Below are 5,292 nucleotides of genomic sequence, written 5' to 3' on the forward strand. Positions count from 1 at the left end.
GAAGTCCGCCTGCGCGGACTGCCCCAGCGAAAGTCGGCCGGAGTGCACCGGGGCGGCGTTCACGGAGTTGAAGCCTCGCGCAGTTTGCGAGGCTTTCCGCAGTCGTTGCGGCGGCTTCAGCCGCTCCGACTCGGAGGTGGCCATACGCCGCGGGCGGGTGCCACGCCGGCACCACGCGCCGCCGTTTTCACCTCTCCCCGCGCGGCGGGAGAAGGTCGCGAGCCGACGAGCGGGAGGGGGCCTCGTCGCAATCCATCCACCGCGGGCGGGACCCAGCGGACCCACCTCCGCACGTCCGTGTATCCAGCGCGCACACCGAATCCCGATCGCGAGAACGAACGAGATGAACGCGTTTCGACGACTGACCGCCACGCTGCCCGTCGCCGCGGGCCTGGCCGCCCTGGGCGGATGCGCGCCGCGGACTCCGCCGGCGCAACCCGCCCCCGTGGAGGGCCGGCTGGTGCTGATGGGCACCACGGACCTGCACGGCTGGATCCTGCCCTACGACTACTACACGGGCCAGCGCACCAACAACGGCCTGGCCACGCTGGTGTCCCTCATCGACAGCGTGCGCGCGGCGAATCCCGCGCGCACGGTGCTCGTGGAGTCCGGCGACCTGCTGCAGGGCAACCCCATGGACTTCGTCTACCGGCGGCTGGCGGAGGGCGAGACGCATCCGCTCATCCAGGCCATGAACCTGGTGGGCTACGACGCCGCGGCCATCGGCAACCACGAGTTCAACTACGGCATCGAGCACCTGGCGCGCTCCACCGCGGATGCCTCGTTCCCGTTCCTGAGCGCCAACGTCTTTCGCGCGGGGACGGACGAGCACGCGTACCGGCCGTACACGTTCGTGGAGCGCACCGTCGGCGGGCACACCGTGAAGATCGGCATCACCTCCGTCACGCCGCCGGGGGTGATGATCTGGGACCGCGACAACGTCCAGGGGCGCCTGGAGTTCCGCGACATCGTGGCCAGCGTGCGGCCCGTCGTGGCGCGGATGCGGGCGGAAGGCGCGGACGTGGTCCTCGTGGCCGCGCACAGCGGGCTGGAGGGCAGCAGCTACGACACGGCCGCGACCGGCGTGCCCACGGAGAACGCCGCGTCGGCCATGGCGCGCGAGGTCCCGGGGATCGACGTGATCTTCATGGGGCACACGCACCGCGAGGTGACCGACACCACCATCAACGGCGTGCAGGTGCAGCAGGCCAAGAACTGGGGCACGTCGCTGGCCGTCGCCGAGCTGGACCTGCGCTGGGCGGACGGCCGGTGGACGATCGCGGACGCGAGCGGAACGGTGCTGCACCCGCGCGAGGGCAGCACGTCGCCGCGGCTGGAATCGGCGCTGGCGCAGGCGCACGAGCGCACGCGGGCGTACGTGTCGCAGGTGGTGGGGACGTCGACGGAAACGTGGTCGTCGGCCACGGCCCGCACGCGCGACACGCCCATCCTGGACCTGATCAACGACGTGCAGATGCGCGTGACGGGCGCGGACCTCTCGTCCACCGCCGCGTTCTCGCTCACGTCGCGCCTGCCGGCGGGGAACGTGACGGTGGCGGACGTAGCCGGCCTGTACGTGTACGACAACACGCTCAAGGCCGTGCGCATCAGCGGCGCGCAGCTGCGGGCGTACCTGGAAAAGAGCGCGGAGTACTACCTGCCCTGCCCCGGCGGCGCCTGCGAATCGCTCGTGAACCCGTCCGTGGCGGGCTACAACTTCGACGTGGTGAGCGGGGTGGACTACACGCTGGACGTCAGCCGCCCCGTGGGCCAGCGCGTCGTGCGGCTGGAGCGCGACGGGCGCGCGGTGGCGGCGACGGACAGCTTTACCCTCGCGCTGAACAACTACCGCGCGAGCGGAAGCGGCGGGTTTTCCATGCTGATCGGCGCGCCCGTGGTGTACGACCGCGGCGAGGGCATCCGCGAGCTGCTGATCGAGGACATCCGCCGCCGCGGCACCCTGCGCCCGGGCGACGTGTTCCGGCACAACTGGGACATCGTCCCCGCCGCCCTGGCGGAGCGCGCCCAGGCCGAGCAGCGCCCGCCCGCGCAGCCCGGCGGCGAGGCACACGGCGGCAGCACGGGCCAGCGGCCGCGGACGCCGTAGGGGCCGGGGCGGAGAGCGGATCGGCGGAGGCCGCGGATCAACCGTCTAGGGGAGAATCAGCGGAGGCAGCGGATCAGCGGAGGCGGCGGATCGGCGAAGGCAGCGGATCAGCGGAGATGAGGATCGGGCCTGTCCGGGAGGCGGAGTCCCCGTCGCTGCGCGACGGGGGGCCCTCTCCCCCGACCGCCTTTTTGCTCGTTCCTCGCAACGGCGGTCGACCCCTCCCCCAACTTCGGGGGAGGGGTTTCGCGCGGGGTGTCTTCAGTGCGCGGAGGCAAGCCCGTGCTGGGGCTGGGTTCTCCCCCTCCCCCGCGAAGCGGGGGCAGGGGGTCGGGGGGAGGGGGCCCTCCGCGCGCGAGACACACTCCGCCATCGTGCACGGGACAGGAGATCCTTCGATCGACGCTCGGGTTCTCCGCGTGGGACGGATCGTGCGGACGCCTCCCTCAGCAATCAACTCGGCACAAAATTACGAGGAGAAGGGTGGAGCGGATGGAGTACGTGAAGCTGGGGCGAGCAGGGCTGGAGGTGTCGCGCATCTGCCTGGGGTGCATGAGCTACGGCGAGCCGGACCGCGGCGCGCATCCCTGGTCGCTGCCCGAGGAAGCCAGCCGGCCGTTCCTCAAGAAGGCGCTGGACGCGGGCATCAACTTCTTCGACACGGCCAACGTCTACTCGGCGGGCAGCAGCGAGGAGATCGTGGGCCGCGCCCTGACGGACTACGCGCGGCGCGACGAGATCGTCCTGGCCACCAAGGTGCACGGCCGCATGCGCGAGGGACCCAACGGCGCCGGCCTGTCCCGCAAGCACATCCTGGCCGAGATCGACGCCAGCCTGCGCCGGCTGGGCACCGACTACGTGGACCTGTACCAGATCCACCGATGGGATGCCTCCACGCCCATCGAGGAGACCATGGAGGCCCTGCACGACGTGGTGCGGATGGGCAAGGCGCGGTACATCGGCGCGTCGTCCATGTACGCGTGGCAGTTCGCCAAGGCGCAGCACACGGCGGACCTGCACGGCTGGACGCGCTTCGTGAGCATGCAGCCGCACCTGAACCTGCTGTACCGCGAGGAGGAGCGGGAGATGCTGCCCCTGTGCCGCGACCAGGGCGTCGGCGTGATCCCGTGGAGCCCGCTGGCCCGCGGCAAGCTCACCCGCGCCTGGGATGAGACAACGGAGCGCACGGAGACGGACGCGTTCGGCCGGACGCTCTACGCGCGGATGGAGGACGCGGACCGGCGGATCGTGGACGCCGTGGCGGCCGTCGCCGAGCGGCGCGGCGTGCCCCGCGCGCAGGTGGCGCTCGCCTGGGTGCTCCAGGTGCCGGGGATCACGTCGCCCATCATCGGCGCGACGAAGCTGCACCACCTGGACGATGCCGTGGCCGCGCTGTCGCTCGCGCTGACGCCCGACGAGGTGGCGGAGCTGGAGGCGCCGTACCTGCCGCACCCCGTGGCCGGGCACAGCTGACCGGACGGACGGATCACGCCCGGAGGGGAACCAAACGCCGGGTTCCCGGTACGGGCGTCATCAGCCGCATGTCCACCCCGTTCGCCGGAGGCCGGTGAAGCACACGCTCCGCACCACGTTCGCCGCCCTGCTCGCCGCGCTGGCGCTTGCCTGCGTGGGGCTCGGCGACCGTGCGGACGCGGCACCGGCGTCCGGCGGGCGTTCGTTCCAGCCCCAGGCGCAGTCCGGCGTGGCCACGGGGCGCCAGGCGCTCGCGCTGGCGTTCCTGCAGGGCGGCGCGCCCGTGCTGGCCCCGCCGGGCATGCGCGCGGGCGTCGTGCCCCGCGTGGCCCCGGGCGCCGGCGCGCCGGACACACCCGCGCGCGGCATTGCCCACGCGGCGCGCCTGGCCACGGCGGACGCCCGCACCCGCTGCACGCTCCTTCCCACCTTCGCCCGGCGCCTGGCCGCCGCCCGCGACGGCACCGTCTCCGCCCGCTCCACCGGCGTTCCTCCCCCCGCGCTCGCGTAGCATTCGCCGGCACGTCCGCCGGCAACGCATCCACAGAAATCACGGCACGCACGCGCCCGGACCGTCCACCTTCGGCCCGGGAGGGCGCGCATGCCCCATGCTACGCACATCCCAAGGCGGGGAAACACACATGCTTACGCTCGCGCTTTCGATGATCCAGGCTCCCGCCCGCACGGGGGTCAACGTCACCAACACGCTCGTCATCGTTGCCGTGCTGGCGGCGGTGGGGCTGGTGATCTGGGCCAGCCGCCCGTCCACCATCGAGAAGTACTCTGCGGACCGGACGCAGCCGCCCGCGGAGAAGGAAACCCGCGGCTGACGCCGTTCCCGGCCGGACGACGCGCGCGTCCGGCCGGGGCGGACCGATCAGCCCTCGTCTTTCCCTCTCAACGCGGAAGGTTGCCGGACCGATGGATCACATGGTCTTCGAAGTGGGGCTGGCGCTCGCGCTGGTAGCGGGCGCCGCGCTCCTGTCGTGGAAGCTGAAGTTCTCCACCGCGCCGTTCCTCATCCTGGCCGGGATGGCCGTGGGGCCGCACGCGCCGCACGTGGGGATGCTGGACCTGCGCTTCGTGGAGAGCGCGCCGCTCATCGAGTTCATGGGGCGGATGGGCGTGCTGTTCCTGCTGTTCTACCTGGGGCTGGAGTTCTCCGTGGGGCGACTGATCCGCTCGGGGCGCTCCATCGCCGTGGGCGGCAGCATCTACATCGGCATCAACTTCACCCTGGGGCTGCTGTACCCCGCCCTGCTGGGGTGGCCGCTCAAGGAAACGCTCGTGGCGGCCGGCATCACCACCATCTCCAGCAGCGCCATCGTGGCCAAGGTGCTCGTGGACCTGCGCCGCACGGCCAACCCCGAGACGGAGATGATCCTGGGGATCATCATGTTCGAGGACGTGTTCCTGGCCGTCTTCCTGTCCGTCGTCAGCGGCCTGGTGCTGAGCGGATCCACGTCCGTCGGCGGCGTTCTGGCCGGCGCGGGGATGGCGCTGGCGTTCATGCTGGGCGTGCTGGGGCTGGGCCGGTTGGCCGTGCCCTGGCTGAACCGCGCGCTCCGCATCCGCAGCGACGAGGTGCTGCTGCTGGTCGTTGCCGCCGCGCTGCTGCTCGTCGCGGGCGCCGGCGAGACCATCCACGTGGCCGAGGCCATCGGCGCGCTGCTGCTGGGGCTGGTGCTGGCCGAGACGGAGCACCGCGACCG

The 5,292-nt window shown here is 72.1% G+C and carries 5 protein-coding genes; all 5 read left to right on the forward strand.

Features of this window, described 5'->3' with window-relative positions; translation table 11 throughout:
• Positions 1 to 343 precede the first annotated feature (343 nt).
• The gene (locus VFZ20_RS05080) at positions 344 to 2,107 is read left to right on the forward strand and encodes a bifunctional metallophosphatase/5'-nucleotidase (RefSeq protein WP_329682751.1); all 1,764 of its coding nucleotides are present in this window, start codon (positions 344 to 346) and stop codon (positions 2,105 to 2,107) included.
• 492 nt (positions 2,108 to 2,599) lie between these two features.
• Entirely contained in the window at positions 2,600 to 3,580 is a 981-nt protein-coding gene (locus VFZ20_RS05085) for an aldo/keto reductase (RefSeq protein WP_329682752.1), read from the forward strand.
• A 94-nt stretch (positions 3,581 to 3,674) separates the two neighbouring features.
• Positions 3,675 to 4,091, forward strand: a complete 417-nt coding sequence (locus VFZ20_RS05090) for a hypothetical protein (protein WP_329682753.1) — start codon at positions 3,675 to 3,677, stop codon at positions 4,089 to 4,091.
• 130 nt (positions 4,092 to 4,221) lie between these two features.
• Positions 4,222 to 4,410, forward strand: coding sequence for a hypothetical protein (locus VFZ20_RS05095; RefSeq protein ID WP_329682754.1), 189 nt, complete (start codon positions 4,222 to 4,224; stop codon positions 4,408 to 4,410).
• Positions 4,411 to 4,501: 91 nt separating this feature from the next.
• A partial coding sequence (locus tag VFZ20_RS05100; RefSeq protein WP_349264064.1) for a cation:proton antiporter occupies positions 4,502 to 5,292 on the forward strand: 791 nt, incomplete at its 3' end.

It is taken from the genome of Longimicrobium sp. (assembly GCF_036280135.1).
Lineage (GTDB): Bacteria > Gemmatimonadota > Gemmatimonadetes > Longimicrobiales > Longimicrobiaceae > Longimicrobium.

Excerpts from the sequence above, each read along its gene's own strand:
- VFZ20_RS05080 (WP_329682751.1), top strand. The coding sequence starts at position 344 with ATGAACGCGTTTCGACGACTGACCGCCACGCTGCCCGTCGCCGCGGGC.
- VFZ20_RS05085 (WP_329682752.1), top strand. The coding sequence starts at position 2,600 with ATGGAGTACGTGAAGCTGGGGCGAGCAGGGCTGGAGGTGTCGCGCATC.
- VFZ20_RS05095 (WP_329682754.1), top strand. The coding sequence starts at position 4,222 with ATGCTTACGCTCGCGCTTTCGATGATCCAGGCTCCCGCCCGCACGGGG.